This is a genomic window from Streptomyces viridosporus, from assembly GCF_002078235.1.
Taxonomy (GTDB): domain Bacteria; phylum Actinomycetota; class Actinomycetes; order Streptomycetales; family Streptomycetaceae; genus Streptomyces; species Streptomyces viridosporus.
On sequence record NZ_MSGP01000720.1, the window covers coordinates 1 to 4,365 of the forward strand.

Below are 4,365 nucleotides of genomic sequence, written 5' to 3' on the forward strand. Positions count from 1 at the left end.
GCACGCCCGAGTCCGCCCCGCTCGGACGGCAGCAGTCCGGGCGGGGCGGACTCGGGCGTGCGGCCGGTCTCGCGGAAGGCCCGCAGCATCCGTTCGGCCCGGTCCGCGTCCAGCCGCCGGTCGGGATCGCGCTCCAGCAGGCCGCGGACGACGGGAAGGATCGGCCCGGCCTGGACGGGTGGCCGTATCTCGTCGACCACGACCGCGTGGAGCACACCGCCGAGCGAGTCGCGCCGGAACGGCGACTCGCCGCTGAGCGCCGTGCACAGCAGCGCGCCCAGCGACCACAGGTCGGACTCCAGTCCCGTCCTGGCGCCGGACATCCGCTCGGGGGCGGTGTACTCGGGCGAGCCGACGAAGGAGCCGGTCTCGGTGAGCGTCGTGGAGCCCGTGACCCGGGCGATGCCGAAGTCGGTGAGGACGACCCGGCCGGTGCCGTTCTCCAGCAGGACGTTGGCGGGCTTGAGGTCGCGGTGCAGGACACCGGCCGCGTGGGCCGCCCGCAGCGCGCCGAGCAGGTCGACGCCGATCCGTGCGGCCTCGGCTGCGTCGACCGGGCCGTGTGCGGCGATCCGGTCGGCGAGCGAACCGCCGTCGATCAACTCCAGGACGATGTAAGGGCGTTCGTCGTCCTCCACCACGTCGTGGACGACGATGATGTGCGGGTGGCTCAACTGGGCGAGGGCCCGCGCCTCGCGCAGGGTGCGCTCCCGCTGCCGCCGCGACTCCGCCACGGAGAGCGTCTCGTCCAGGGGCAGTTCCTTGACGGCGACGCCGCGGCCGAGCAGTTGGTCGGTGGCCCGCCAGACCACCCCCATGCCGCCGCGTCCGAGCCTCTCCTCCAAACGGTAACGGCCCGCGATGACACGGGCGTTGGGCCGCGCGGTCCCGTTCTCGGTGTCCCCCTCGGTCCCCATGGGCCCATCATGCCCCACCGGATGTGTCCCCTCCGGCCGGTGATTCGGCCAAGCGGCGCGCGGGCGCGCACACCGGGGGTTCAGGGCTCGCGCACGCCGGAGGGCTCAGGGCTCGCGCCAGCCCCGCAGCACCGTCTCGAACTGCCGGCCGGTCGTGTCCCAGTCCTCGGCCGGCCCCGCCATGTAGATCGCGTACTCGACCCCGTCCCGCGAGAGGTACATCTGGTCCACCGCCCGGTACGGCCCCGGGAAGTCGGTGTCCTTGGCCAGCGCGGTCCAGGTGTACTCCAGCCGGGCGCTCTCGCGGTCCCGGTAGACGCGGCGTTCCAGACCCACCCGCCGGTAGTCGACCAGGCGCCGCCCTATCTGCTGGTCCAGGTCGCTCAGGTGCTCGTACGGGTCGTCGAAGTCGGGCGAGTCGTCGGCGGCGATGCGGATGAAGTGCTTTCCGCCGTCGGGCGTGTAGTCGACCTGCCGGGTCTCCTCGTCGAAGACGACGCGTTCCCAGTCCTCGCCGGGCAGGACGATGCCGAAGCCGTAGGGGTCGGTGCGGCGCACCCAGCCCGCCGGGAGGCCGCCCGGGGACCCGGCCCCCGTGGCGCCGGAAGCGGTCGCGGCACCGCCCTTGCCCGGGTCCTCGTCCCCCTGCTGCAGCACCACCGCGGTCCCCCCGCCGACGATCGCGGCCAGGGCGACGACCAGCGCGACCAGGCGTCCCCGGCGGCGGGGCGCGGCGCCGGCGGGCGCGTGCGGCGGACGCACGGCCGTGGAGTCGGCCGCCGACGGGACCTGCGGGGGCAGGACGGTGTTCGGCCGGGTCCCGCGCGGCGCCGGCACATGAGCGGTGACGACCCGCGTCGGCGCGTCCGGCCGACGCCCCTCCGCCGCCTCGGCGAGCATCCGCTCGGCCTCGGCCGCGTCGGGCCGGGTGGCCGGATCCTTGCGCAGGAGTGCGCTGATGACGGGCGCGAGCGGGCCGGCGTGGAGCGGCTCGCAGGCCTCCTCCTCGACGACCGCCTGCATGGTGGTCAGCGGCGAGGTGCGGCGGAACGGCGACCGGCCCTCCACCGCCGTGTACAGCGTCGCGCCGAGCGCCCAGAGGTCGGAGGAGGGGCCGGGGTCCTGGCCGCGCACCCTCTCGGGTGCGAGGTAGTCGACCGATCCGACGACCTCCCCGGTGCGGGTGATGGCCGTGTCGCCGTCGATCTGTGCGATGCCGAAGTCGGTGAGCAGCACGCGGCCGTCCCGGCCGAGGAGGACGTTGCCGGGCTTGACGTCGCGGTGCAGGACGCCGGCGGTGTGCGCGGCGCGCAGCGCGCGCAGCACCCACAGGCCGATGCGCGCGGCCTCGCGGGGCTCGACGCGTTCCCGCTCCTCCACCGCGTCGGCCAGCGAACGGCCCTCGACCAGCTCCATCACGATCCACGGCCGGCCGTCGTGCTCCAGCACGTCGTGCACCGTGACGACGGCGGAGTGGTTGATCCGCGCGGCCGCCCGCGCCTCCGCGCGGGTGCGCGCCAGCAGCACGGCCCGCTCGCTGTCGGAGACGTAGAGCGCGGCGGTCAGTTCCTTGACCGCGACGGCCCGGTGCAGCACCTCATCGTGCGCACGCCACACCCGCCCCATGCCACCGGTGCCGATGGCGTCACCGAGCCGGTAGCGGCCCGCGACGAGCAGGCCCTGCATCTGATTCACGTTGCCCCGCAATGTTCTTGACAAGGGCCAGGGTAAGTACCCGGTTCCCTCCGGGGAACCGAAGGGGTGCCATGGAGACCGCACTGTGATGGTTGCCGCCGTGGGGACGGAAGGCGGCCGGAGCGTGCGCGGAGGCCTGCGGAAACCCCCGGGGACCTGCGGGAACCCGCGGTACGGTCCGTCAGCCGGTGAACCGGTAGGTCGCCGCCGCCTGGTCGAACAGCCGGGTCACCTCGTCCCGTTCGGCCTCGGGCCCGCGCACCTGCACCACGTGGTAGCGGCCGTCGATCAGCGCCGCGAGGTTGCGGACGTACAGCTCGCCCCCGTCGCCGCCGGTCCAGGTGAACTGCCCCTCGGCCATGGTCCGTCCGCCCACCTCGATGGTCTTCAGACCGGTGGAGGTGGCCCAGCTGGAGTCGCGGTACGGCTGGAGCTCGCGCTCGTCGTCCCGCTGGTAGGCCATGGGGTCGCTGCCGTACGCCGCCGCGCTGTCCCGGCCGGGTACGACGATGAGCTCGAAGTCGCCCCGGGAGTAGACGACCTGGCCGCTGCCGTTCTTCGCGGTGCGCGCCCAGCCCTCGGCGACGGCGACCCGGAAACCCTCGGGGTCCTTGCGCAGGGTGAAGCCGTCGGCGACCTCGGGTCCGGTGGTCTGCGCCCCGGTGGAGGCGGCCGACTTCCCGGGGTCCGCCCCCGAGGGCTCCGCCGAGCCGTCCCCGGAGCCGTCCTCCGGCTCCGGCGAGGTCCGGCCGTCCCCCGCGCCCGGGGAGCGCGGCGCCTCGACCTCACCGGTCGCTCCGGTGCGATCGGCCGTGCCCGCGCCCGAGGTCCCCTCACCGGCCTTCGGCATGAACAGCACGGCGTACGCGATCGCCGCGGCCATGGCGAGCAGCACCAGCAGAAGCAGCGTGCGGCCCAGCCGGCGCGGCGAACGGTTCCGCTGCCTGGCCCGTTTGTGGCGTCCGTGGTGCGCGGGCAGTGCGGCGCGCCGCCTGCGCACCAGCTCGCCCCGCCGCCGTACGACCGGCAGCCGGCTCGCGTCGACGGGCGGCGCCGTGATGACGTGCACGCCGGCCTCCGGCTCGGGCGCCGACCGCACCAGCGAACGCAGCCAGCCGCGCAGCTCCTCGAAGTCGGGCCGCTCGGTGGGGTCCTGACGCAGCAGCGACTCCACGACCGGCCTCAGCGGCCCGCACTCCTCGGCGAACGCGGGCGGCTCGGCGCACACCATCTGCACCAGCTCGGCCGTCGACTCCTCCGGGTACGGCGCGTGCCCCTGGACGGCCCGGAACAGCAGCGCGCCCAGCGCCCACAGGTCGGTCGCGGGCCCGATCGGTGCGGCCAGCTGCCAGTTCTCGTGCACCGGACCGGCCTGCTCCGGCGCCCACCGCTCCGTCACGGGTCCGACGACGGCCATCCGGGTCTGCCGCGCCCGCTCGGCGGCCAGCGCGGTGGTCGGGCCGCGGCGCGCGGGCGTGCGTGCCACCAGGTCGTCCCACCGGGCGGGCGGGGCGGCTCCGCCGGGTCCCGGCGCGTCGGCCGCGGGGCCGAGGCCGCGGCCGTCCCCCGCGGCGGGGGCGCCACCGGCCGGAAGGGACGTACGCGGCTGCCCGTGCCGTTCGTCGCCGACCGCCGGTGCGCCGCCGGCTCGGGGCGCGGCGCCGTGCCGGCCGGCGGCACGGACACGGCGGCCGGTGCGGTTCCGCCGGGACGGATAGCCGACCCCTACGGCGTGGGTGCCGCCGGCCGGCAC

3 protein-coding genes are annotated in these 4,365 nt (G+C 75.8%); all 3 read right to left on the minus strand.

The features are described 5' to 3' along the window. A partial coding sequence (locus tag B7L92_RS36480) for a serine/threonine-protein kinase (RefSeq protein ID WP_107501720.1) occupies positions 1–917 on the minus strand: 917 nt, incomplete at its 3' end. A 105-nt stretch (positions 918–1,022) separates the two neighbouring features. Further along, positions 1,023–2,603 carry a serine/threonine-protein kinase gene (locus B7L92_RS36485; protein ID WP_081241457.1) on the minus strand — a complete coding sequence of 527 codons (1,581 nt, stop codon included), beginning with the start codon at positions 2,601–2,603 and terminating at the stop codon, positions 1,023–1,025. Positions 2,604–2,793: 190 nt separating this feature from the next. Beyond that, the coding region (locus B7L92_RS36490; RefSeq protein WP_497592013.1) for a serine/threonine kinase C-terminal domain-containing protein at positions 2,794–4,365 on the minus strand (1,572 nt) is incomplete at its 5' end.

Bases quoted from the DNA above. Each gene is read 5' to 3' on its own strand.
- B7L92_RS36485 (WP_081241457.1), bottom strand. From the start codon at position 2,603: ATGCAGGGCCTGCTCGTCGCGGGCCGCTACCGGCTCGGTGACGCCATC.